Below are 22537 nucleotides of genomic sequence, written 5' to 3'. Positions count from 1 at the left end.
TCTTCGCGGCACAAACCACCCAGATCAGAAGCTGTAATCCACTGTCGCGAAGTACGACCGCGGTATCCCCATCAACCACTGCTGCCCGCTGAACGCCGACTGCACATACTCGCGATCGAACAGGTTGTTCAACTGCAACCCCACCTTCACATCCGGCATCACCTGCCAGGCGATGTTGGCATCGACCACGGTGTACCCGGGGGCGCTCTGGGTATTGGCGGTATCGGCATAACGCTCATCCACATAGCGCGCCCCAATGCCGGCCTCCACCTGCTGGCCGAAGCCTTTGCTCAACCAAAGGTTGGCGGTACGCCGTGGCACGTTGGCCGGCCGGTTGCCTGCCCGGTCCTGCGGCATGCCGCCGACCCTTTCGTCGAAGTCGTCGTACTTGGCACGTACCAGCGATGCGTTGGCCGACACCTGCCACTGATGGGCCAGGGCCAGCTCCAGCGTCGCTTCCAGGCCATCGGAGGTCTGCTGCCCGGCTTGTTGCTTCTCGTGCGTGATGGGGTCGTCCACCAGCAGCTTTTTCTTGACGATGTGGTAGGCGGCAAGCGTCCATTCGCCGCGCCCCTCCCAAAAGCGCTGCTTGAGGCCGACCTCGGTCTGCTTCGCCTCGGTCAGGTCATAGTTCATCTGCGCGGGGCTGAGGCTGATGAGGTTGTTGACCCCATCCTCGCTGGTTGAGTACTGGCCGTACAACGACAGGTCGTCGCTGATTGCGTACACCAGCCCGACGCGCCAGTTGCCCCCTTGCAGGCTGCGATCGCTACGGCTGTCGTTGATCAAGTTGTTGCGGTCGATGTGGTTCTGGTCGCGACGCACGCCGGTAACCAAAGACAGGCGATCGCTCAATTGCAGGCGGTTCTCGGCAAACAGGGCAAAGGTATGGGTGGTCGAAAGCGTTTGCGGCCGCAACGGCGAGGCGCTATGAAACCCGCCGGGCTGCGGCTGCCACGGGTCGATGTAGTCGCCGCCGACATCGTTGTAGGGTGAATTGCTGTCGACGTTGAATCGCACCTTGTTGTATTCGGCACCGAGCACGGTCTTGCTGTCCAGGCCGAACAGGGTGTGGTCGAAGGTGAAGGTTTGACGGTCGCCGAACTGTTCCTGGTTGTGCTTGATTTCCAGGTAGCTGCCGCGCAGCAACTGCTGACGCCCGGCGTCCCAGCTGTAGTCCTCGGCGTTGCGCCAGTGGCGGCGGCTTTTGATGTAGTACAGCTGGTTGCTGGCGCTGAGCTGGTCGTTCAGCGCCCAGTCGGTCGTGAACCGGGTCCATTCATCAACGTACTGCTGTACGTCGTTCTGCACGTTGTAATTCTTTTTGCGCAGGCTGCTGCGGTAGTGGCCGTCGATCAGCGGGGTACCGTAGTAGTTGGCAGGTTGTGCATCGCCGCGGTCATGGGCCAGTGTGAAGCTGAGGTCATCACTGGCGTCAAAACGCAGCGCGGCGCTCAGGGCCAGGCTACGTGAAGCGGTGCGGTCGACCCAGCCATTGCCGGCCTGTTGGTTCAGCGTCAGGCGGTAGCTCAGGCGCTCGCTGAGGCTGCCGCCGCTGTCCAGGCCGAGCTGCTGGCGGTCCCACGAGCCGTAACCCAGTCGCAGGTGGTTGCGCACCTCGCCGGCAAAAGGTTTTTTCGGGATCACGTTGATCACTGCGCCGGTGGCGCCTTCGCCATGCAGTACCGAGGCCGGGCCGCGAATCACCTCGATGCGTTCGACCATCCACGGGTCGACCGGGAAGGTCTGTGTGCCGGCACCGGTGTACAGGCGCGCGCCGTCGAACAGGGTCATCACTGAGCTGTGGCCGGCAAAGCCGCGGGCAGACAGGCCTGTACCGCCGTCCCCCGGGGAGCCGACGAAAGTAATGCCCGGTGAGCGGGTCACTGCATCCTGCACCGTGATGTTGTTGCGCTGCTGAATCTGCCGTTCGCTGATACTGCTGGTGCTGGCCGGTGTTTCCAGGGCGCTGAGGCCAAGGCGCGAGCCGGCCTGGGTCGGCGTGGCCAGGTCGATGGTGCGGTTGTCCTGGGTGTCGGTGATGGCCGTGGAAGGCAGGGCCAGAGGCTGCGGGTCGCGGTCATCAGCCAGCGCCGGCAGGGCAACGGCCAGGCAGGCCGCCAGGGGGTGAAGTTTGAACATACGGGACATGTCGTTCCACTGCTGCAGGAATGAATGGATCCCGGTGGAAAACACGCAAAGGCGAACCATGCAGGCAGGCGCGCGCACGGATTCCGGCCTGCGCCCGCCCACCGCGGGTTGCCAAGTGAAGCTCCAGGCCGGTCTCCGGGCTTGCGAGGGGCATGAAACCTTCACCTTCCCATGCTTGAGCACAGTGGTATCTCGAAGGGTTCGCTCGCTTACCGTTGCGGGGGCAGCACCGGACTTGTCGTGGGCAACACGACGCACCGGTTTCCCGTTTCACCCTGCGCGCGGCGGCGCAGGGCACCTGAAACTGGCGCGCATCTGACCATTGAAAGGCTGGGGCGTCAAATGTTGGTGTGCTGTGAATGCTGAGAGAAAACAACAGGTTGTGCGTTTTTGCGGCGCCGGAGCCCCATTTGGCAAGAACATCAGGCCCCAGCGTGATGAGTTGGCTGGGGAGGCAGGCTTGCCTGTAAAGCTAGCGCCCGCGGCGCCGCGATACCCGTGCCTCGATGTTCTTGCGCCCGATCAGCAGCGGCGGCTTCTCCACCACCGGCTCATCCGCCAGCCATTTGTACATCACCAGGCAGTCCACCAGCCCCAGGCGGGCATGACGGTAGGCCTTGGGCAAACGGCCGACTGTTTCAAAGCCCAGCTTGTGCCATAGCGCCACGGCCACTGCGTTGGTGGCTACCACCGAGTTGAACTGCAATGCCAGAAAGCCTTCCTGGCGCGCCAGCTTTTGCGAGTGCTCGCACATCAAGCGCGCCACGCCCCGGCCGCGCGCCTGTTCGCAGACCATGTAGCCGAAATTGCCCACATGCGCACCAGGCCCGGCAGCATTGGGCTTGAGGTAATACGACCCCAGTAGCTCGCCATCTTCTTCGGCCAACAGCGTGTGCAAGGGCAGCTCCAGCCACAGCTGGCGCGCCTGTTCGAAGCTCAGCGCCGGGTCGAAAGCGTAGGTTTCACGGGCTTGGACAATGGCCTGGAAGGTGGGCCAGAAACGATCAAAATCTTCCGGCGTCATGGGGCGAATGTGGATCATGCGGGTTCCTGCGCGGGGTGAGCCGCCCAGTCTGGGTGGCGCGGCGCCGTCGCGCAAGGGCGGCGACGCCGTTTGTGCTCAACCGTTGGCCTTGCCCACCGCGTCCATTGCGCGGGCCGAGTACACCAGCGCGGCACCGGCGTTCATGGCCACGGCCACGCCGAGGGCCTCGGCAATTTCCTCGCGGCTGGCACCCGCTTTGACGGCCTGCTGCGAATGCACGGCGATACAGCCGTCGCAGCGGGTGGTCACAGCCACGGCCAAGGAGATCAGCTCGCGGGTCTTGGCATCCAGGTGGTTGGTTTTGGCGCCTGCACCGCTGGCGGTCATGTAGCCGGCTACGGTGTCGGGGGAGAGTTGCTTGAGATCGCCGATGCCGGCCATCAACTGCTTACGGTAGGCGTCCCAGTCCATCATGCTCATCGTCTTCACCTTGGGGGGTTGCGAGTGGAGCTTTCAGGCTAGTCGAAGCGTGGCACGTGCGAGGCGGTACTTTGGTGGGTAAACGCAGGTCACTCGTACAGTGGCCTGCGTTGAGCCTTCAGATGTAGATGAACACCAGCACCAACGCCGCGACCACTGCCCATTTTTCCAGGTAGTAGCGCAGGCGATTGCGCTTCTTCAGCGCCTTGCCACGCTCGCGGATCTTGTAGATGCGGGTGAACAGGCGGTTGATGCCACCGGTCTTGTCGCTGGCATCGTTGGGCGCAGCGGCAGCGGCCATCACGTTGCGGCTGAACCAGCGGTTGAACGCGGTTGCCCAGCGGTACTTGAGCGGGCGTTCGACGTCGCAGAACAGGATGATGCGGTTGTGCTCGGTGGTGTTGGCTGCATAGTGGATGTAGGTTTCGTCGAAGATCACCCCCTCACCATCGCGCCAGGCGTATTTCTCGCCGTCCACGTCGATGTAGCAGCCGTCGTCATTCGGGGTATCCAGGCCCAGATGGTAGCGGTACGAGCCGGCATACGGGTCACGGTGGCGCACCAGCTTGGCTCCCGGAGGCAGGGTAGCGAACATGGCGGCCTTGACCGTGCCGATGCCTTGCAGCAGCTCGGTCGTGCGTGGGCAAAGGGCCATTGCCGACGGGTGGCTTTCGCCATACCACTTCAGGTAAAAACGTTTCCAGCCGGTCTTGAAGAACGAGTTGAAACCGACGTCATCGTAATTGTCGGATTTCTTGATTTCGCCTACGTGCAGCAACTGACGGCCTTCCTCACGGATCTCCTGCCAGTGGTCCTGCAGCGGTTTCAGTTCTGGAAAGGCCTCGACCGGCAGGTAGGGCTTGGCCGGGTGTTTGGAGAACAGGTACAGGAAGCTGTTGATCGGGGCCAGGAAGCTGGAGTGGTCGCCCAGCTGACGAGTCAGCTTGTGGCGAACCCGACCGCGCAGGTGAACATAGGCGATCGAGAAGACGAAGATAAGTACGAGTGCAATTTTCATGGACGTTTACTTGTCGAAAAATGGCCATGCGCCGAGGCATGAGCCCGCCAGCATAAACAATCATGGGGGCAGTTTGTACTTATTGTTACCAAACTGCGGGGCGACATTGGTGTAATACCCTACAGTCTTGCGCAAACGTTTCATGTCAGGGAGTTTGTATGGTTCAGGATATACGCCCCAGCGGTAGCCCGTTCAAGCGGCTGTTCTTCGCCTTGCCGGTCAGCGACGCGCAGCGCCGTGACCTGGCCCAGTGGCGGCGCGGGCTGAACCTGCGCAGCGGCAAACCGGTGCCGGCGGCCAACTTCCATGTCACGCTGCTGTTCCTCGGCGATGTAGATACCGCCCAGGTGCCTGCGATCTGTGCGGCAGTCGATCAACTGGCACTGCCGGCCATGGCACCGCGGCTTCTGCTTGACCGCTTGCAGGTGTGGCAGCGGGCCGGCGCCTTGGTGCTGGAGGCGCAGCAGGTACCGCCCGCCCTGTTGCAACTGGTGTACGGTTTGCAGCAGGCGTTGCTGCCGTTGGGGCTGGAAGCGGCCACGCGTGAGTATCGACCGCACCTGACGCTGTCCAGGGATTACCGCGGGCAGCCGCCCGAGGCCAGTAGCGCGCCGGAGTTTTACCTCACCGCGCGACACTTCACGCTTTACGAGTCGCGCAAGGGGGCTTACTGGCCATTGGCGCAGTGGCCGCTGGCGGACTGACTCGCCGGGCGAAAAACGCCTTGTCCCGGATGCGTACCTGCAGGGGCTGTTCAGATCGGGTGATTACACCGGCATGCTTTGGTAAGGCAATTCATCCCCTGGGCTGCGTTGGAACTGGCGCTTGTATTCGCGGCTGAACTGCGAGGTACTCTGATAGCCCACCCTGTGCGCAGCCTGTGCCACGCCCAGGCCTTCGCCGATCAGCATCTGCTGCGCCTTGAGTAGCCGCAAGCGCTTGAGGTACTGCATCGGCGCCATGTCGGTGCAGCGCTTGAAATGTTCGTGGAAGGTTGAAACGCTCATGTTGGCGCGCGCAGCCAGTGCCTCCACGCTCAGCGGCTCGCTGTAGTGCTCGCGCAGGTGGGCGAGGGCGGCGCCGATGCGGGCGAAGTGCCCCTGTTGCTCCACCAGTGCCCGCAACACACCGGCCTGCGGGCCACGCAGGGCGGTGTACAGCACTTCGCGCACACGCGCCGGGCCCAGCACCTTGGCGTCCAGCGGGTCGTGCAGGCAGCGCAGCAGCCGCTCCACGCTTTCGCGCATGGGCGCATCCAGTGCCGCCGACGTCATCGATTGCGGTGTTTGCGCCTGCACTTCAGCGTCCGGTGCCAAGCCCATGCTCTGCACCAACTCGCCCAGCACGCCACGGTCGATGCCCACCGCCACGCCCAGCAATGGCGCGTCAGGGGTGGCGAAGGTTTCGCACATGAACGGCACCGACAACGCCTGCACCAGGTAATGCCCGGCGCCGTACTCCAGGGTGCGCGGCCCCAGGCGTGCCAGCTTGCTGCCCTGGGCCAGGATCATGAGGCTGGGTTCGTAAATCTGTGGGCTGCTGGCCACATAGTGGTCCCAGCTCAGCACCTGCACCTGGGGCAGGAGGGTGGGCACGAAGCCTGGGCGCGTGGTGAGGCTGCGGATCAGTGCGCAAAGCGGCGCATTGGCGTCGACGTGACGGGTCAGTTGCATGGTGGACCAAGGGCAGAGAATCAGACAGTTTGATCATCGCAGATTTAGGGCGTGGCGCCAGGTGTTAGATGACACCTTCGGAGAATCAGGCATGCATGCCGGAGAATCAGCCGTGGGCGAGGCGGCGAACGACGCGCAAAATGCGTCGCCTGAATCGTTTCACTTCACTGCGAGGCCCTGCATGTATACCGCCATCGGTTACGCCGCTCAAACCCCCACCAGCCCCCTGGCCCCCATGACGTTCCAACGCCGCAGCCCGCGCCCGGATGACGTCGCCATCGACATCCTGTACTGCGGCGTGTGCCACTCCGACATCCACCAGGCGCGCAACGAATGGGGCATTGCCGTGTACCCGCTGATGCCGGGCCACGAGATCATCGGGCGGGTCACGGCGGTGGGCGACAAGGTCACCGCGCACAAGGTCGGTGACCTGGTGGGCGTCGGCTGCATGGTCGACTCGTGCCGTACCTGTGAAGCCTGCGCCAAGGACCTGGAACAGTATTGCCTCGAAGGCCCGACCATGACCTACGCCACCCCGGACCGGGTCGATGGCAGCAACACCATGGGGGGGTACTCCAGCAGCATCGTGGTCAGCGAGCACTTCGTGGTGCGCATACCGGCCGGCATGGACCTGCCCAGCGCTGCGCCTATCCTGTGCGCCGGCATCACCACCTATTCGCCGCTCAAGCACCACGGCGTTGGCCCGGGCCACAAGATCGGCATCCTCGGCATGGGCGGCCTGGGCCACATGGGCATCAAACTGGCCAAGGCCCTGGGTGCGGAAGTGACCCTGTTCACGCGCTCTCAGGCCAAGGCCGAGGAAGCGCGCCGCCAGGGGGCCGACCATGTGATCGTCTCCACCGATGCCGAGCAGATGCGCGCCGCTGCCGGTCGTTTCGATTTCCTGCTCGACACCATTCCGGTGCAGCACGACCTCAACCCGTACCTGGAAACGCTGAAGTTCGACGGTGTGCACATCCTGGTCGGCCTGATCGAACCGATCGACCCGGCATTGCATGCGGCCAACCTGGTGATGAAGCGCCGAGTGCTGGCGGGGTCGTTGATCGGGGGGGTTGCCGAGACTCAGGAAGTACTGAACTTCTGCGCCGAGCACGACATCCGTTGCGATATCGAGATGCTGGATATCCGCAACATCAACCAGGCCTATGAGCGGATGATTGCCGGTGATGTGAAGTACCGGTTCGTGATCGACATGGCCACGTTACAGGGCTGATGGGGCGGTTGCCTGTACCGGCCTCTTCGCGGGCAAGCCCGCTCCTACACAGGGGTGATGTGGGGCTTGCGCGCGGTGGGGCCGGTACAGGCAGCACCGATGCAGCCGTTTTACCAGGCCATCGGCTTGTCCCAGCCCTTCCAGAACAACCACCGCCGCACCTCGCCGTGCGCCCCGGTACCGATCTGCCACTCGGGCCGCCCGCTATCCAGCGCAATCACCGAAATAACCCCCGCATGGCTCGCCGCCACCAGCGTTTGTCCGTCGACGCTGATATCCATCGCACTGATGGTCGATCCCAGGTAATGCTGCCAATGCTCCTTACCCTCTTCGCCAAACGCCCGCAGGTAGCCATAGGCATCACCCACAATGTACTCGCCATCGCGCGCAACCCCCGCATACACCCTTGCGCCATCCTGCACCAGCGGGGTACGCGGGTCCTGGCTGTAGTAATCGGTATCCAGCCCGTGCAGGTCTGCCACCCTCACGGCCAGCGTGGCACCGCTGTAGAAATGGCAGGCATTGACGATCAACTGGTCACCCGCGCGGTTGAACAAGGCAAAGTGCGGGTATTCGCTGCCCGGGCCGATGTGCGCCAGCGGCTTGAGTCGTTCGTCCAGAACAAGGTGTCGGCTGCCTTGCTCACCCACGACGATCAGCCGGCCATCCGCCGACACCGCACCATGCTCCATGCTCAGCCCCAGGCTGATGTCGTCCGGGTCGGTGCCCTCGGCCAGCTCATCGAGCACCCGTGTCTGCTGTGGCAGCAGGCGAGTCGCACCTTGAGTGGCCAGCACGAAGATACCTTCGGCACTCACCAGCAGCACTCGCTGGCCATCGGGGAAGGGGATCAGCGCGGTCGGTGTGGGCGGCAGGTCGAACGGCTCGAACGGGTAGCCTGGCGGCAACCCCTCCAGCCCCGTAGGCCAGGCCAGGCGCTGCACTTGCGGGCCGCCCCAGCCATCGGTCACACGCACGCCCTCGGTATTGGCCAGGGCGAAATAGCGCCGCGCCGGGCAACGGCCAAAGTGTTCGATGCCGATGACCGGGGTTACCCCATGGTGATCGATACGCACCACCTGGCCCTTGTCGTAAGGCATACCGATGCGGGCCAGCAGGCTGCCATCTTCCAGCAGCAGGACATGGCTGATGCCTTGGCCGTGGTCTTCGAGCAACGGTATCAAGGGGTGGTGTGCGGGTGGCCAAGCCTCGCGAAATGCCTGACGCTGCGGTTCGTCCATGCCAGGGCGGTTGGCTGCCTGCAGGGCTGCCAGCCAGGCGTCGAGCAGGTGTTCGGTGGCGGGTGCCTGCGGCTCTTCGAGGTTGTCCCAGCCGTGCGCACGGCCCTGCGCGACGTAGTCGTTGACGGCCTGGGCATAGGCGATGACTGCCTGCTGCCACTGCTGCTGGGGGTGCTGCTTGTCCATGAGCGGATCGGGCTCCTTGTTGCACGCGCGTTTCACACAAAGCGCGCATGGTACTCCTTCTGCCTGCCCTGCGGTTGTGAGGCCCCAGCTTGACGCGTACCATGCCGGGCATTCCTATCCATAACAAAACGTACGTTGGCACCCCTGCAAGCGGGGGGCTGGCGTGCGACCTGTTGCTTTGTCTGCGGAGAAGCGGTTTCCACCCATGAACGGACCCATACCCACACACCTGCCGCCCACAACGGGCAGCGGCAGCTGGCTGAGCGTCATCGCCCTGGCCTTGGCGGCCTTCATTTTCAACACCACCGAGTTCGTCCCGGTGGCGCTGCTCAGTGACATTGGCCGCAGCTTCGACATGAGCACTGCCCAGGTCGGCCTGATGCTGACCATCTATGCCTGGATCGTGGCGCTGGCCTCGTTGCCCATGATGTTGCTGACCCGCAACATCGAACGGCGGCGTCTGCTGCTGTTCGTGTTCCTGGTGTTCATTGTCAGCCACGTGCTGTCGTGGCTTTCGCAGAGCTTCGCCATGCTGCTGGTCAGCCGTATCGGCATTGCCCTGGCGCATGCGGTGTTCTGGTCCATCACCGCCTCGCTGGCGGTGCGTGTGGCGCCGCCGGGCCAGCAGGCCAAGGCGCTGGGCCTGCTGGCCACCGGCACTACCCTGGCCATGGTCCTGGGCATCCCGCTGGGCCGTGTGGTGGGCGAGGCACTGGGCTGGCGCATCACGTTCCTGAGCATTGGCGGGGTAGCGCTAGCCACCATGCTGTGCCTGATGAAATCGCTGCCGCTGCTGCCCAGCCAGAACTCCGGTTCGTTGCGCAGCCTGCCGGTCCTGTTCAAGCGCCCGGCACTGGTCATTACCTACTTGTTGGTGACGTTGGTCATTACCGCGCAGTTCACGGCCTACAGCTATATCGAGCCGTTCGCCCTGCACGTAGCGCAGATCGGCGGCGACCGCACCACACTGTTGCTGCTGTTGTTCGGCGGTGCCGGGGTTTTTGGTTCGTTGTTGTTCAGCCGTTACAGCGACCGCTTCCCGCATGGCTTCCTGGTGGGTTCGATCGGGGTACTCGCCGCGTGCCTGTTGCTGATGTTGCCGCTGTCGGGCAACTTCTATGTGTTCGCAGTGCTGAGCATGTTCTGGGGCGTGGCCATTCTCAGCTTCAGCCTGGCGCTGCAGTCCAAGACCCTGAAGCTGGCGTCCGACGCCACCGATGTGGCCATGGCGCTGTTCTCGGGTATCTACAACATCGGTATTGGCGGGGGTGCGCTGCTGGGCAGTATCGTCAGCAGCCAGATGAATGTGGCGGATATCGGCCTGGTGGGCGGCAGCGTGGCAGTGGTCGGGCTGGTACTGGCCGTTGCCAGTACCCGGCGTTTTCGCGAGGCGTTGGCACGCTGAGCCGGGGCCGCTCAGGCCCCTTGCCGGTCAAGTAGAGACTCAGGCCAATACGGCAGCCCATGCCGATATCAACAAAACCCCCGCCAATACCTGGTTGAACACCCGCAACCGCCCCGGTGCCTGCAGCCACCGGGCGCTCCCCACCCCCAACACCGCCCACGCGGCCATGCTCGGCAGAGCGATCAGCAAGAACACCAGCGCCAGCTGCCACACTGGCAACGACGGCGCGGCAAATACCCCGACCACCGCCACGGCCATCAACCACACCTTGGGGTTCACCACCTGCAACGAAGCCGCGCTGAGCGCACTGAAGCCTGGCGCCGTGGTCGTGTGGAGCGGGGCGGCGGCACTGCGCAGCATCTTCCAGGCCAGGCTACTCAGCCACAGCACCCCGGCCCAGCTCATCAGCTGTTGTGCCAGGGGGTGGCGCAGCAGCAGTTCGCCCAGCCCCAGCCCGACGAGCAGCACAATGGCTGCAGCCGCGCCACACGCCGCCACGATCGGCGCCAGGCTTGCGCGCAGGCCCCGGCGGGCGCCATGGGCCAGGATCAACAGGTTGGTCGGCCCCGGGCTGATACTGGACACCAGGGCAAACAGAATGAAGGGCAACAACGACTCAGACATGGTTCATGGGCTCCGTAACATCGAAGCACCATGCTCGCTGCCCGCCGGCACTCAGTCTGGAAGGTTTGAGCAGCGCCTGCGGTAGTCGGCCGGGGTCAACTGGTAGGCGCGGCGGAACCAGCGCCCCAGGTGGCTCTGGTCGGCAAAGCCCAACGCCACGGCCACTTCGGCCGGTGTCTGGCCTTGGGCAAGCAGGCGCCGCGCGCGGGCCAGGCGCAGCTGGATCAGGTAGGCATGGGGTGCAATGCCGAACGCCGCCTTGAACGCACGCGTCAGGCGAAAGCGGTCAATGCCGCAGGCCTGGGCCAGGTCCTCCAGGCCGATGTCGCGCTCCAGATTGGCATGCAGGAAGTCCCGGGCGCGCTGTGCGGTCAGCGGCAGGCGCGGGTCGGGGTTGATGCGGCGGCGCCAGTGCAGGTGGCGGGTAAGGCAAGCCAGCAGATCGTCCATGGCCGTTTGCCTGACGATGCGCAAGTCCTGGTCATGCACGGCCCTGAAGGCCAGGGCGGTGGCCCGTGCCAGGCGTTCGTCGTGGCACAGGGTGTCGGCGAAGCTGGGCAGGCTGTCGCCCGGCGCGTGCTCGTACAGCGCGCGCAGCTGTTGGTCGAGCCAGGCGGGCTCCAGGTACAGCGTCGAATAGGTGAAGCCTTCTTCGGTGGGCGCCAGGCCATCGTGGATGTCGCCAGGCTCAAGTAAGAATACCTGCCCCGGCGTGCTGCGGTGGCGCACCCGGCGGCAGTTGAACTGCTGCACGCCCTGTTCGGTCACGCCGACCAGGAAGCTGTCGTGCCAGTGGGGATCATAGGCATGGCCGACAAAATGCGCGCGGACCGACTCGATGCCGGTGTCGGCGTCTTGTTTGAAGTCGATCCAGTTGCTCATGGACGTGTACCGTGGGGTAAATGGCTACCTTAGCGCAACGCCCCCGGCTCAGTCTGGAACGATTGTGCAGCCGTTGGTCAGTGCCCGGGCGCGCAGGGCCTCGAAGCGTTCGCGTAGCCACAGGTGCAATTGCTTCACGGCCGGTGTGAGTTGTTTGCGATGAGGGCAGACCAAGGTCAGCGGGGTAGGCTCGCCGAGCAATTCGGGCAGGACCATTTCCAGTTCACCGGCCGCGATGTTGGCGCTGACATCCAGCCACGACTTGTAGACGATACCTTCCCCCTGGATGGCCAGGCGGCGGATGACGTCGGCATCGTCACTGACCAGCGGCCCACGCACCTGCACGGTGCGATTACCCAGCTGCCACTTGTCGTACACCCGGCTGTGCTGCATGTACAGCAGGCAGGCATGCTGCTGCAGTGCGTCGGGGGTAAGCGGGCGGCCGTGGCGGGCCAGGTAGTCGGGCGAGGCCACCAGCACGCGGCGGTTCCATTCGGCCAGTGGCAGGGCGATGTAGTTGGCATCCTGGTTGAGGCCATAGCGGATGGCCACATCCACAGGGTCGCGGTTGAGGTCGGCCATCTGGTCGGACAGGAAGAAGCGCAGTTGCAATGCCGGGTGGTCGTGGCGGAAGGCGCTGAGCCAGGGCAACAACATGTTGCGGCCCATGTCGGAAGGCGCCGACACCTGCAGGGTGCCGCGCAGGCTATTGGGGTTGCCATGCAGATCTTCATGGCCCTGGCGCAGGCTTTCCAGCACATTCAGCGCGGTTGGCAGGTAGCGCTCGCCCTCGGCGGTCAGGCGCAGGCTGCGGGTGGTGCGGGCGAACAGGCGTACATCCAGGTCGCGTTCCAGACGTTTGATCGCGGCAGCCACCTGGCCCGGCAGCAGGCCGGCTTCATGGGCGGCGGCAGTGAAGCTACCCAGCACGCTGCTGCGGGCAAACAGTTCGAGGTCGGTGATGCGCAGCATTTTCATTCCAAAGATGAAAGTGTTGTTACATTGTGCCGCTTTTTCTTTTTTGCTGGAAAGATAAGATGCCCGGCAAATCCACTGTTCACTCCGGAGTTGTCGCATGGATACCGTATCGCTGGCCAAGCGCCGTTACACCACCAAAGCTTACGATGCCTCACGCCGCATTCCCCAGGCCACCGTCGACGCCCTGCTCGAACAACTGCGTCACAGCCCGTCGTCGGTCAATTCCCAGCCCTGGCATTTCATCGTCGCCGACACGGCCGAAGGCAAGGCCCGCCTGGCCAAGAGCACTGCTGAGGGTTATGCCTACAACACGCAGAAGCTTCTCGATGCCTCGCATGTGATCGTGTTCTGCACCCGTACCGAAATGACTGAAGAACACCTGAACGCCGTGCTCGATCAAGAGGCTGCCGATGGCCGTTTCCGTGATGAGCAAGCGCGCGCCGGGCAAAACCAGAGCCGCCGGCACTACGTCAACCTGCACCGCTTCGACCAGAAGGATGTGCAGCACTGGATGGAAAAGCAGACCTACCTGGCGTTGGGAACTGCCTTGCTGGGTGCAGCGGCGCATGGGCTGGATGCCACGCCGATCGAGGGCTTCGACAGCAAGGTCCTCGATGCCGAACTGGGTTTGCGTGAGCGTGGCTTTACCAGTGTGGTGATCCTGAGCCTGGGTTACCGCAGTGAGGCGGACTTCAATGCCGGGCTGAGCAAGTCGCGGTTGCCGGCATCGCAAGTGTTCACCTTCCTGTGAGGTTTCCGGGGCCGCTGTGCGGCCCTGGCAACGCTGGCGGTTAATCTGGCAAAGCCCAGACGTCGACCGCCCGATCAGGCAAACTGGCAATGATCCGGCATATACCGCATACTTATCGGCAAATGCCGAAAAGGAGCCTGCCATGCTTGCCGAAGTGCTTCGCGACAACGGTTACCACGAGTACCGGGCGCGCTTGCAGGCGCTGCTGGACATTCCCGAGCTTGCCAGCGATTTCGAAATCCACACCCGCATCACCGATGGTTTTGCCGCCACCTGGTTGGTAAAGCTGACCGAACGCGGTGTGCTCACACCGGTGGAGCGCGACCAGATCATCCCGCTGCGCACCCTCAAATCCCGTATCGAGCGCGACCAACCGCTGACCGTGGATGAGAGCGATCGGCTGTTCCGCTCGGCCCACATCACCGCCATGGCCGAGGCTGTGTTCGGTGAAGCGGGCAAGGCCAAACGCTGGCTTTCCAAGCCCAAGGAGCGTTTCTCGGGGCTGACGCCGATGCAGATGCTCACCACCCAGCAAGGCACCACGCAGGTCGAAGAAATGCTGCTGCAGATTGCCGAGGGCTATGGCCTGTGATTTTGTGGCGAATCAGCGCCTATGCAGATTTGAGCGGTACGGGGGGCTTGCGTGTAAGTGGCCGCTGGCACCAGGCGGGTCGGCCGGTGGTGTATGCCGCCACCAGCCCTCCCGGGGCGATGCTGGAAGTGTTGGTGCACCTGGAGATCGACCCCGAGGATTTCCCGACCACCATGCGCTTGCTTCGCATCGAACTGCCCGACACGGTTTCCCAGGCGCAGTTGCCCGCTTTGCAGCCCGGCTGGTCTGCTCAGCCTGAGTTGACCCGTACGCTGGGCAATCGTTTTCTGGATGACGGTTCGGCATTGCTGCTGCCGGTGCCAAGCGCGATCATGCCCAGCACCACCAATTACCTGTTCAACCCACGGCACCCGCAGGCGCAGAGCGCGAAAATCCAGGTTGAGGATTTCACGCCGGACAGCCGCCTGTTCTAGTGTGGTGTTTTGCAAATACGGCCAATAACTCGCGAGCGATTTTTGCGCTCAGGCAAGGCGTCGCGACGAGTCGTAGCCCAGCTACGGCGAGGAGCGACAACGCCGCATGAGCGCAAAAAGCGCCGCGAGTTATGGTCGTTATTTGTGAAACACCACACTAGGGCGTGGTCACCACAGTGCTGCCGATGCTGACGCCAGCACCCGGCCAAACACTTCGAGCGCCTTGTCCACGTCAGCCTCGGTGCTGAAACGGCCGATGCTCAAGCGCACACTGTTGCGAGCCTGACGCTCATCCAGCCCCAGTGCCAGCAGCACATGCGAGGCAGCGTTGCTCGCCGAGTTGCAGGCCGAGGTGGTCGACAAGGCCAGCTCGCCGGCCAGCGCCGTGCTGTTGAAGCCCTTGCTGTCGATGCACAGGTTCAAGGTATGGGGAATGCGTTGCTTGGCGCAGCCGTTCAGGGTAACGCCGGGCATGGCCAGCAGGCCTGTGCGCAGGCGTCTTGCCAGTTGCTCGAGGCGCTGGTGTTCGCTGTCGCCAGGTTGGCCGGCCAAGGCAAAGGCGCTGCCCATGCCCGCTATCTGATGGGTCGCCAGGGTGCCGGAACGCAGGCCCTGCTCGTGGCCGCCGCCGTGCATCTGCGCACGCATCAGCACGCGGGCGCGCGGCCCGACATACAGCGCACCGATGCCTTTTGGCCCGTAGACCTTGTGCGCCGAAAAAGACATCAGGTCCACGGCCATCGTATGCAGGTCGATCGCCAGCTTGCCCACGGCCTGCGCGGCATCCACGTGCAGCAGGGCACCATGGGCACGTACCTGCTCGCCGATCGCGGCAAAATCAGTGACCGTGCCCAGTTCGTTGTTGACCGCCATCAGCGATACCAGGCGGGTGTCAGCGCGCAACGCTGCCTGCACGCTTGCGGGCTGGATCAGGCCGTCGGCATCCGCTGCCAGGCGTGTAACGGCCCAGCCCTGGCGCTCCAGTTCGGCCACGGTGTCGAGCACGGCCTTGTGTTCCAGCTGGCTGGTGATCAGGTGCCCGGGCTGGCCGATGCCTTGGGCGATACCCTTGAGCGCCAGGTTGTTGGACTCGGTCGCACCCGACGTCCATACCAGATGCTCGGCGTGCGCGCCGACGCACTCGGCGACTTGCTGGCGCGCTTGTTCCACGGCGTGACGTGCAGCCTGGCCGAAGGCGTGGCCGCTGGACGCCGGGTTGCCGAAGTTGGCCTGGTTACCCAGGCAGGCGAGCATGGTTTCGATAACCCGGTCGTCGACTGGGGTAGTGGCGGCGTAATCGAAGTAGAGTGGGGCGCTAGGCATTGAGGGCGGGTCCGTGTCAGTGGCCGTCAAATCGGCAATCATTGACGTAAGCGTACCTGCCAGCAGCGGTATTTTTTTCGTTTCCCTCAGGTCGATTCGCGATTATTTTAGAAAAAAATTCTCTATCGAAGATCTTTCATGGGATTTTCTACTTTGCCTGGTGAGAGCCATGAAGGGGCCCTCGCCGGCACCGTCAGGGCTCCAGAGCCTTCTCTTCCTCTGCAACCACGCGCTCGCACAATTCCGTAATCTGCTCGCGCATCCAGCGGTTGGCCGGGTCCTGGTCGGTGCTTTCATGCCAGTACAGGTGCGTTTCCAGCGCAGGGACCTCCACCGGCAGCGCCTGATAACGCAACTGATGGCGACGGGCGAAGCGCTCGGGGACCGTCATCGCCATGTCGGTCTGCTGCAACACCTGCGACGCCATCAGGTAGTGTTGCGAACGCAGGGCGACCTTGCGTTGAACCCCCATCTTGCCCAGCGCCAGGTCGACGTAACCCAGGCCGTTGCGGCGGCTGGAGATATGGATGTGGGTCATGCCCAGGTAGCTGTCGAGGGTCAGCTTGCTGTCGGCCAGCGGGTGACCCTGGCGCAGGGCGCAGACATAGCGGTCTTGCATCAGTTTGATGTGGCGCACCTGCGGGTCGGTGTTCAGTGGCGCGTCGATGGCAAAGTCCAGGCGGCCGGCCGCGAGTTCCTTGGTGGTCTCGCGGCGCTTGCACAGGAAGCTTTCGATCATGACTGCCGGCGCCAGGCGGCGCAGGCGCTGGAACAGCGGCGGCAGGATGACCGCCTCGGTCAGGTCGGTCATGCTGATGCGGAAGGTCTTGTTGGCCTGCTGCGGATTGAAAATGCGGCTTTCCTGCACCGAAGTCCGCAGCAGCGCCAGCGCGTTGCGCACAGGGCCGATGATGTTCTGCGCCATGGGGGTGGGCACCATGCCTTGCGCAGTGCGCACGAACAGCGGGTCATTGAAGGTTTCGCGCAGGCGCGACAGGGCATTGGACACTGCCGGCTGGGTAATGCCGACGATCTGCCCGGCGCGGGTCAGGTTGGCTTCGGTGTAGATCGCATCGAACACGATGAACAGGTTGAGGTCGACCTTGCTAAGGTTCATGGGCGCCGCTCTTTGTTGGAATTATCGGCCGATCATATATCGGTTATGAATGTTTATACACGCGGAAAATAGACTAGGTGGATGGAGCAATGCTGCTCTAGGCTCTGGCCCACGTACTCCGAACTGTGAAGGTAGCCCAGATGGATTTCGCCTATTCGCCCAAGGTCCAGGCACTGCGCGAGCGTGTCACTGCGTTCATGGACGCTCATGTCTACCCCGCCGAAGCCGTGTTCGAGCGCCAGGTCGCCGAGGGTGACCGCTGGCAGCCCACTGCAATCATGGAGGCGCTCAAGGCCAAGGCCCGCGCCGAAGGGTTGTGGAACCTGTTCCTGCCAGAGTCGGAATACGGCGCCGGCCTGAGCAACCTGGAGTACGCCTCGCTGGCAGAGATCATGGGCCGCTCGTTGCTCGGGCCGGAGCCGTTCAACTGCTCGGCGCCGGACACTGGCAACATGGAAGTGCTGGTGCGCTACGGCAGCGAGGCGCAAAAACGCCAGTGGCTGGAGCCGCTGCTGCGTGGCGAGATCCGCTCGGCGTTTGCCATGACCGAACCGGACGTGGCCTCCTCGGACGCCACCAACATGGCTGCTACCGCCATACGGGACGGTGACGAGTGGGTGATCAACGGCCGCAAGTGGTGGACTTCCGGCGCCTGCGACCCGCGCTGCAAGGTCATGATCTTCATGGGCCTGTCTGACCCTGAAGGGCCACGCCACCAGCAGCATTCCATGGTGCTGGTGCCGACCGACACGCCAGGCGTGAAGATCGTCCGCCCGCTGCCGGTATTCGGTTATGACGATGCGCCCCATGGTCATGCCGAAGTCCTTTTCGATCATGTGCGGGTGCCGTACGAAAACGTGATCCTTGGCGAAGGCCGCGGCTTCGAAATTGCCCAGGGCCGCCTGGGCCCAGGCCGTATCCACCACTGCATGCGCTCGATCGGCATGGCCGAGCGCGCACTGGAGCTGATGTGCAAGCGCTCGGTGGAGCGTACTGCTTTCGGTCGGCCACTGGCACGCCTGGGCGGCAACGTCGACAAGATCGCCGACTCGCGCATGGAAATCGACATGGCCCGGCTGCTGACGCTCAAAGCGGCCTACATGATGGACACCGTCGGCAACAAGGTGGCCCGTAGCGAGATCGCCCAGATCAAGGTGGTGGCGCCGAACGTGGCCTTGAAGGTGATCGACCGGGCTATCCAGATACATGGCGGGGCAGGGGTAAGCGGCGATTTCCCGCTGGCCTACATGTATGCCATGCAGCGCACCCTGCGCCTGGCTGACGGGCCGGATGAAGTGCACAGGGCGGCGATTGGCAAATACGAGATTGGCAAGTATGTGCCGGTGGAGATGTTGCGTAGCGGGCGGTGAACGCGTCAGCCTGCGCCGGCCCATTCGCGGGTGAGCCCGCGCCTACACGGGCAGCACTCAGCTTGCCCGCGACGTGGCCAGTGCAAGTGATTCACTCAGGCACCTAGTTGCGTGTCTTTTTCTCTCTTGGACGCGGGTTCTTGTCCAATGGCGTGCGGCTGGTGCCCATCCATACTGTCATCCTTTTTTTGCCCCCGCGTCTTGATCAACGAAATCACCACCCCACCCAGCAACAACCCGAATGTCACGCCCAACGACAGCAGCGCCGGCACCTTGCCCACCATGCCGTGGTAGAAAATCTTGCAGCCAATGAAGATCAACACCAGTGCCAGTGCGTACTTGAGGTAGACGAACCGGTGCATCAGCGCCGCCAGCGCGAAATACAGCGAGCGTAAGCCGAGGATGGCGAAGATGTTGGAGGTGTAGACGATGAACGGGTCCTGGGTGATGGCGAAGATCGCCGGCACGCTGTCGACGGCAAACACCAGGTCGGCCAGTTCGATCAGTACCAGCGCCAGAAACAGCGGGGTGGCATAACGCAGCGCCTTGCTGTGCCCGGCCGGGGTGTGGCGTACGAAGAAGTGCGAGCCATGGATCTGGTCGGTAACCCGCATGTGCCGCCGCACGAACTTGAGGATCGGGTTGTTGGCCAGGTCCGGGCGGCTGTCTTCCTTCGACAGCGCCATTTTCACCCCGGTAAACAGCAGGAAGGCACCGAAGATGTAAAGCACCCAGGCAAAGTTCTGTACCAGCGCCGCGCCCACGCCGATCATGATGGCCCGCAGGAACACCACGCCCAGGATGCCCCAGAACAGTACGCGGTGCTGGTAGCGGCGGGGGATGGCGAAGTAGCTGAAGATCATCGCCATGACGAACACGTTGTCCATGGACAGCGATTGCTCGACCAAAAAACCGGTGTAGAACTCCAGTGCCGACTGCGCGCCCAACTGGTACCAGACCCCCGCGCCGAACAGCACACCGACACTGAAATAGCCTGAATACAGCAGCAGGCTCTCGCGCATTTCAATTTCCCGGTCGTGGCGGTGCAGCACGCCCAGGTCGAGCACCAACAAACCGATGACGATGGCCATGAACACCAGCCACAACCAGGCGCTGGTACCGAGGACAGGTGTTGTGAGGAATGCTTGCAGAGCTGTCATGAGCCCCTCCTTGAATGTCGACGTTGCAAGGCAACAGTGATCCGACATGGCGGCTTGGCAGCCGTCAGAGGGGCCCGGTATCACATGGGTTTGAGCCTAGACCCGTTTGCCCGCGATGCCGAATGGGGAGCTGTTACATTTCTTTGCCAGTGCAGCGCTCAGGACCGCAATCCTTTGCTCAGCCCGTTCCCTTCTATTAAGTAACCCCGGTTATAGCCAAAACCAATTGAAAGCATGAGCTTTGCCAATGAGCCTTCAGCGGGATGATTGGTTAGGATTCTGTCCATCAACTGATTCCAACCCCATGAAGGAGTGTCTCTCATGCCAATCATCAACAGCCAGGTCAAACCCTTCAACGCCACCGCCTACCACAAAGGCGAGTTCGTTCAGGTCAGCGAAGCCGATCTGAAAGGCAAGTGGTCTGTCGTGTTCTTCTACCCGGCCGACTTCACCTTCGTTTGCCCGACCGAGCTGGGTGACCTTGCTGACAACTACGCCGAGTTCCAGAAACTGGGCGTGGAAATCTACGGTGTTTCCACCGACACCCACTTCACTCACAAAGCCTGGCACGACACTTCGGACACCATCGGCAAGATCGAATACCCGCTGATCGGTGACCCGACTCACGTCATTTCGCGCAACTTCGACGTGCTGATCGAAGAAGCCGGCCTGGCCGACCGCGGTACCTTCGTGATCAACCCGGAAGGCCAGATCAAGATTGTCGAGCTGAACGACGGTGGTGTCGGCCGTGATGCTGCTGAACTGCTGCGTAAGGTCAAGGCTGCTCAGTACGTTGCCGCTCACCCAGGCGAAGTGTGCCCGGCCAAGTGGAAAGAAGGCGAAGCCACTCTGGCGCCGTCGCTGGACCTCGTAGGCAAGATCTAAGGTCATGCCCATAACGCGGGCGGTAAGCAGCCGCCAAAGCTGAAGTACCTACCGCCCCGTCAAACGCCCGGGCGACCTCGCCTGGGCGTTTTTGTATCCGAGTTTTGAAAAAGGAATCGCCCGTATGTTGGACGCCACGCTTAAATCGCAACTGAAAACCTACCTGGAGCGGGTCACCCAGCCGATCGAGATCGTTGCTTCCCTCGACGACGGCGCGAAGTCCCGCGAATTGCACGACCTGCTGGTAGAGATTGCCAGCCTGTCGAACCTCATTACCTTCAGCGCGGACGGTACCGATGCCCGTCGCCCTTCATTCTCGCTGAACCGCCCGGGTGCCGATATCAGCCTGCGCTTCGCCGGCATTCCCATGGGCCACGAGTTCACCTCGCTGGTGCTGGCACTGCTGCAAGTGGGTGGCCACCCGTCAAAGGCCAGTGTCGAAGTGATCGAGCAGATCCAGGCCCTGGAAGGTGAATTCAACTTCGAAACCTACTTCTCGCTGTCGTGCCAGAACTGCCCGGACGTCGTCCAGGCACTGAACCTGATGGCGGTACTCAACCCCAACGTGCGCCATGTTGCCATCGACGGTGCGCTGTTCCAGGACGAAGTGGAATCGCGCAAGATCATGGCGGTTCCGAGTATCTACCTCAACGGTGAAGTGTTTGGTCAGGGCCGTATGGGCCTGGAAGAAATCATTGGCAAGATCGACACCAACGCTGGCGCCCGCCAGGCCGAGAAGATCAACGCCAAGGAAGCCTTTGACGTGCTGGTTGTCGGCGGTGGCCCCGCTGGCGCCGCTGCTGCTATCTACGCTGCCCGCAAGGGCATCCGTACCGGTGTTGCCGCCGAGCGCTTCGGCGGCCAGGTGCTGGACACTCTGGCCATCGAGAACTTCATTTCGGTGCAGGAAACCGAAGGGCCGAAGCTGGCCACGGCGCTGGAAGAGCACGTCAAACAGTACGACGTCGACATCATGAACCTGCAGCGCGGTGACGCGCTGATTCCGGCCGCCGAGGGCGGTCTGCACGAAGTGCGCCTGGCGGGGGGCGCTTCGCTGAAGGCCAAGACCGTGATCCTGGCCACTGGCGCCCGCTGGCGCGAAATGAACGTGCCGGGTGAGCAAGAGTACCGTGGCCGCGGCGTGGCCTACTGCCCGCACTGTGACGGCCCGCTGTTCAAGGGCAAACGCGTGGCGGTGATTGGCGGCGGCAACTCGGGTGTGGAAGCGGCCATCGACCTGGCCGGTATCGTCGCCCAGGTGACGCTGATCGAGTTCGACAGCCAGTTGCGTGCCGATGCGGTGTTGCAACGCAAGCTGCGCAGCCTGCCGAACGTCAACGTGATCACCAGCGCGCTGACCACCGAGGTGCTGGGCAATGGCGAGAAGGTCACCGGGCTGCGCTACAAGGACCGCACCACGGATGAACAGCACGAAGTGGCACTGGAAGGCATCTTCGTGCAGATTGGCCTGCTGCCCAACACTGACTGGCTGAAGGGCACCGTCGAGCTGTCGCCGCGTGGCGAAATCATTGTCGACGCCAAGGGCCAGACCAGTATCCCGGGTGTGTTTGCAGCAGGTGACGTGACTACCGTGCCATACAAGCAGATCGTCATTGCGGTGGGTGAGGGGGCCAAGGCGTCGCTCGCGGCCTTTGACCACCTGATTCGGACTTCGGCACCGGCGTAAGCCTGTACGGCCCTTTCGCGGTTGGAGCCGCTCTCACAGGACTGCGCAGTTGTTGAAACTGTGAAGATCCCCGTAGGAGCGGGTTCACCCGCGAAGAGGCCGGGCCTGCTGGCCAATCACCACCCGCCGTTCACCGTTGCTGCCGCTACCGTATTCGCGGGTAAACCCGCTCCTACATCGGATCGGTGGTGGACAGATGTCGGTGGCTGGACACAGGCCGTCGTGTAGGAGCGGGTTCACCCGCGAAAGGGCCAGCCCTGCTGGCCAATCTCCACCCGCCGGTCACCGCTGCCGCCGCTACCGTATTCGCGGGTAAACCCGCTCCTACACCTGATCAGGGTTGGACACACATTGGTGATTG

At 63.1% G+C, this 22537-nt stretch carries 21 protein-coding genes and 1 riboswitch; of the genes, 9 read left to right on the top strand and 12 right to left on the bottom strand.

Annotated features, from left to right (window positions below):
* Positions 1-24: 24 nt before the first annotated feature.
* The 4 genes from ACTJJN_RS07815 to lpxO form a co-directional block, all read right to left on the bottom strand.
* Positions 25-2151 carry a TonB-dependent receptor gene (locus ACTJJN_RS07815; protein WP_440781182.1) on the bottom strand — a complete coding sequence of 709 codons (2127 nt, stop codon included), beginning with the start codon at positions 2149-2151 and terminating at the stop codon, positions 25-27.
* Positions 2152-2260: 109 nt separating this feature from the next.
* A riboswitch (cobalamin riboswitch) is annotated at positions 2261-2468 on the bottom strand.
* A gap of 155 nt (positions 2469-2623) precedes the next feature.
* Positions 2624-3193, bottom strand: coding sequence for an N-acetyltransferase family protein (locus ACTJJN_RS07810; protein ID WP_440781181.1), 570 nt, complete (start codon positions 3191-3193; stop codon positions 2624-2626).
* A gap of 78 nt (positions 3194-3271) precedes the next feature.
* Positions 3272-3616 (bottom strand): carboxymuconolactone decarboxylase family protein, encoded by a 345-nt coding sequence (locus ACTJJN_RS07805; RefSeq protein ID WP_014591592.1) that lies wholly within the window; start codon positions 3614-3616, stop codon positions 3272-3274.
* Positions 3617-3734: 118 nt separating this feature from the next.
* On the bottom strand, positions 3735-4634 hold the full coding sequence (gene lpxO / locus ACTJJN_RS07800) for a lipid A hydroxylase LpxO (protein WP_003250504.1): 900 nt from the start codon (positions 4632-4634) through the stop codon (positions 3735-3737).
* 158 nt (positions 4635-4792) lie between these two features.
* Here lpxO and thpR point away from each other — a divergent pair, with 158 nt between their 5' ends.
* The gene (thpR, locus tag ACTJJN_RS07795) at positions 4793-5338 is read left to right on the top strand and encodes an RNA 2',3'-cyclic phosphodiesterase (protein WP_392510389.1); all 546 of its coding nucleotides are present in this window, start codon (positions 4793-4795) and stop codon (positions 5336-5338) included.
* Positions 5339-5401: 63 nt separating this feature from the next.
* Here thpR and ACTJJN_RS07790 read toward each other — a convergent pair whose 3' ends face one another.
* Positions 5402-6307, bottom strand: coding sequence for an AraC family transcriptional regulator N-terminal domain-containing protein (locus tag ACTJJN_RS07790; protein ID WP_440781180.1), 906 nt, complete (start codon positions 6305-6307; stop codon positions 5402-5404).
* A 181-nt stretch (positions 6308-6488) separates the two neighbouring features.
* Here ACTJJN_RS07790 and calA point away from each other — a divergent pair, with 181 nt between their 5' ends.
* Positions 6489-7541: a vanillin reductase gene (gene calA / locus ACTJJN_RS07785; protein WP_012052913.1), complete on the top strand. Its 1053-nt coding sequence runs from the start codon at positions 6489-6491 to the stop codon at positions 7539-7541.
* A gap of 110 nt (positions 7542-7651) precedes the next feature.
* Here the strand turns inward: calA and ACTJJN_RS07780 are convergent, their stop codons facing one another.
* Complete coding sequence (locus ACTJJN_RS07780) at positions 7652-8968, bottom strand: hypothetical protein (RefSeq protein WP_440781179.1); 1317 nt, start codon at positions 8966-8968, stop codon at positions 7652-7654.
* Positions 8969-9173: 205 nt separating this feature from the next.
* Between ACTJJN_RS07780 and ACTJJN_RS07775 the strand changes: the two genes are divergently transcribed.
* The gene (locus ACTJJN_RS07775; protein ID WP_003250514.1) at positions 9174-10373 is read left to right on the top strand and encodes a sugar transporter; all 1200 of its coding nucleotides are present in this window, start codon (positions 9174-9176) and stop codon (positions 10371-10373) included.
* 39 nt (positions 10374-10412) lie between these two features.
* Here ACTJJN_RS07775 and ACTJJN_RS07770 read toward each other — a convergent pair whose 3' ends face one another.
* Genes ACTJJN_RS07770 through ACTJJN_RS07760 form a run of 3 tightly spaced genes read right to left on the bottom strand, consistent with a single transcriptional unit; the run spans position 10413 to position 12851 of the window.
* Positions 10413-10997 (bottom strand): LysE family translocator, encoded by a 585-nt coding sequence (locus ACTJJN_RS07770; RefSeq protein ID WP_004573728.1) that lies wholly within the window; start codon positions 10995-10997, stop codon positions 10413-10415.
* Positions 10998-11048: 51 nt separating this feature from the next.
* The gene (locus ACTJJN_RS07765; RefSeq protein WP_003250518.1) at positions 11049-11879 is read right to left on the bottom strand and encodes an AraC family transcriptional regulator; all 831 of its coding nucleotides are present in this window, start codon (positions 11877-11879) and stop codon (positions 11049-11051) included.
* Positions 11880-11927: 48 nt separating this feature from the next.
* A complete protein-coding gene (locus ACTJJN_RS07760; protein ID WP_004573727.1) occupies positions 11928-12851 on the bottom strand; it encodes a LysR family transcriptional regulator in 924 nt (307 codons plus the stop codon).
* A gap of 103 nt (positions 12852-12954) precedes the next feature.
* On the opposite strand from ACTJJN_RS07760, the gene ACTJJN_RS07755 reads away from it, so the two are divergent.
* The 3 genes from ACTJJN_RS07755 (at position 12955) to ACTJJN_RS07745 (ending at position 14634) form a co-directional block, all read left to right on the top strand.
* A complete protein-coding gene (locus ACTJJN_RS07755; protein ID WP_004573726.1) occupies positions 12955-13608 on the top strand; it encodes an oxygen-insensitive NAD(P)H-dependent nitroreductase NfsB in 654 nt (217 codons plus the stop codon).
* Between the two features lie 142 nt (positions 13609-13750).
* Positions 13751-14200, top strand: coding sequence for an antitoxin Xre/MbcA/ParS toxin-binding domain-containing protein (locus ACTJJN_RS07750; protein ID WP_003250525.1), 450 nt, complete (start codon positions 13751-13753; stop codon positions 14198-14200).
* Positions 14197-14634, top strand: coding sequence for an RES family NAD+ phosphorylase (locus ACTJJN_RS07745; protein ID WP_012052908.1), 438 nt, complete (start codon positions 14197-14199; stop codon positions 14632-14634). The genes ACTJJN_RS07750 and ACTJJN_RS07745 overlap by 4 nt, the downstream gene beginning before the upstream one ends.
* Before the next feature lie 168 nt (positions 14635-14802).
* Here the strand turns inward: ACTJJN_RS07745 and ACTJJN_RS07740 are convergent, their stop codons facing one another.
* Entirely contained in the window at positions 14803-15957 is a 1155-nt protein-coding gene (locus ACTJJN_RS07740) for a cysteine desulfurase family protein (RefSeq protein WP_041168478.1), read from the bottom strand.
* Between the two features lie 193 nt (positions 15958-16150).
* On the bottom strand, positions 16151-17074 hold the full coding sequence (locus ACTJJN_RS07735; RefSeq protein ID WP_012052906.1) for a LysR family transcriptional regulator: 924 nt from the start codon (positions 17072-17074) through the stop codon (positions 16151-16153).
* Positions 17075-17214: 140 nt separating this feature from the next.
* On the opposite strand from ACTJJN_RS07735, the gene ACTJJN_RS07730 reads away from it, so the two are divergent.
* Positions 17215-18444, top strand: a complete 1230-nt coding sequence (locus ACTJJN_RS07730) for an acyl-CoA dehydrogenase (protein ID WP_440781178.1) — start codon at positions 17215-17217, stop codon at positions 18442-18444.
* Between the two features lie 95 nt (positions 18445-18539).
* On the opposite strand, the gene ACTJJN_RS07725 is transcribed toward ACTJJN_RS07730, so the two are convergent.
* The gene (locus ACTJJN_RS07725; RefSeq protein ID WP_041167238.1) at positions 18540-19604 is read right to left on the bottom strand and encodes a TerC family protein; all 1065 of its coding nucleotides are present in this window, start codon (positions 19602-19604) and stop codon (positions 18540-18542) included.
* 321 nt (positions 19605-19925) lie between these two features.
* Between ACTJJN_RS07725 and ahpC the strand changes: the two genes are divergently transcribed.
* On the top strand, positions 19926-20489 hold the full coding sequence (gene ahpC / locus ACTJJN_RS07720; protein WP_003250537.1) for an alkyl hydroperoxide reductase subunit C: 564 nt from the start codon (positions 19926-19928) through the stop codon (positions 20487-20489).
* 124 nt (positions 20490-20613) lie between these two features.
* On the top strand, positions 20614-22176 hold the full coding sequence (ahpF, locus tag ACTJJN_RS07715; RefSeq protein WP_012052903.1) for an alkyl hydroperoxide reductase subunit F: 1563 nt from the start codon (positions 20614-20616) through the stop codon (positions 22174-22176).
* Positions 22177-22537 lie beyond the last annotated feature (361 nt).

Origin of the sequence: Pseudomonas sp. 22515 (assembly GCF_052044625.1) — a bacterium.
GTDB lineage: Bacteria > Pseudomonadota > Gammaproteobacteria > Pseudomonadales > Pseudomonadaceae > Aquipseudomonas > Aquipseudomonas alloputida.
This window is presented reverse-complemented; position numbering and strand designations above follow the sequence as displayed.

Bases quoted from the DNA above. Each gene is read 5' to 3' on its own strand.
- ACTJJN_RS07815 (WP_440781182.1), bottom strand. From the start codon at position 2,151: ATGTCCCGTATGTTCAAACTTCACCCCCTGGCGGCCTGCCTGGCCGTT.
- ACTJJN_RS07810 (WP_440781181.1), bottom strand. From the start codon at position 3,193: ATGATCCACATTCGCCCCATGACGCCGGAAGATTTTGATCGTTTCTGG.
- ACTJJN_RS07805 (WP_014591592.1), bottom strand. From the start codon at position 3,616: ATGAGCATGATGGACTGGGACGCCTACCGTAAGCAGTTGATGGCCGGC.
- lpxO (WP_003250504.1), bottom strand. From the start codon at position 4,634: ATGAAAATTGCACTCGTACTTATCTTCGTCTTCTCGATCGCCTATGTT.
- thpR (WP_392510389.1), top strand. From the start codon at position 4,793: ATGGTTCAGGATATACGCCCCAGCGGTAGCCCGTTCAAGCGGCTGTTC.
- ACTJJN_RS07790 (WP_440781180.1), bottom strand. From the start codon at position 6,307: ATGCAACTGACCCGTCACGTCGACGCCAATGCGCCGCTTTGCGCACTG.
- calA (WP_012052913.1), top strand. From the start codon at position 6,489: ATGTATACCGCCATCGGTTACGCCGCTCAAACCCCCACCAGCCCCCTG.
- ACTJJN_RS07780 (WP_440781179.1), bottom strand. From the start codon at position 8,968: ATGGACAAGCAGCACCCCCAGCAGCAGTGGCAGCAGGCAGTCATCGCC.
- ACTJJN_RS07775 (WP_003250514.1), top strand. From the start codon at position 9,174: ATGAACGGACCCATACCCACACACCTGCCGCCCACAACGGGCAGCGGC.
- ACTJJN_RS07770 (WP_004573728.1), bottom strand. From the start codon at position 10,997: ATGTCTGAGTCGTTGTTGCCCTTCATTCTGTTTGCCCTGGTGTCCAGT.
- ACTJJN_RS07765 (WP_003250518.1), bottom strand. From the start codon at position 11,879: ATGAGCAACTGGATCGACTTCAAACAAGACGCCGACACCGGCATCGAG.
- ACTJJN_RS07760 (WP_004573727.1), bottom strand. From the start codon at position 12,851: ATGCTGCGCATCACCGACCTCGAACTGTTTGCCCGCAGCAGCGTGCTG.
- ACTJJN_RS07755 (WP_004573726.1), top strand. From the start codon at position 12,955: ATGGATACCGTATCGCTGGCCAAGCGCCGTTACACCACCAAAGCTTAC.
- ACTJJN_RS07750 (WP_003250525.1), top strand. From the start codon at position 13,751: ATGCTTGCCGAAGTGCTTCGCGACAACGGTTACCACGAGTACCGGGCG.
- ACTJJN_RS07740 (WP_041168478.1), bottom strand. From the start codon at position 15,957: ATGCCTAGCGCCCCACTCTACTTCGATTACGCCGCCACTACCCCAGTC.
- ACTJJN_RS07735 (WP_012052906.1), bottom strand. From the start codon at position 17,074: ATGAACCTTAGCAAGGTCGACCTCAACCTGTTCATCGTGTTCGATGCG.
- ACTJJN_RS07730 (WP_440781178.1), top strand. From the start codon at position 17,215: ATGGATTTCGCCTATTCGCCCAAGGTCCAGGCACTGCGCGAGCGTGTC.
- ACTJJN_RS07725 (WP_041167238.1), bottom strand. From the start codon at position 19,604: ATGACAGCTCTGCAAGCATTCCTCACAACACCTGTCCTCGGTACCAGC.
- ahpC (WP_003250537.1), top strand. From the start codon at position 19,926: ATGCCAATCATCAACAGCCAGGTCAAACCCTTCAACGCCACCGCCTAC.
- ahpF (WP_012052903.1), top strand. From the start codon at position 20,614: ATGTTGGACGCCACGCTTAAATCGCAACTGAAAACCTACCTGGAGCGG.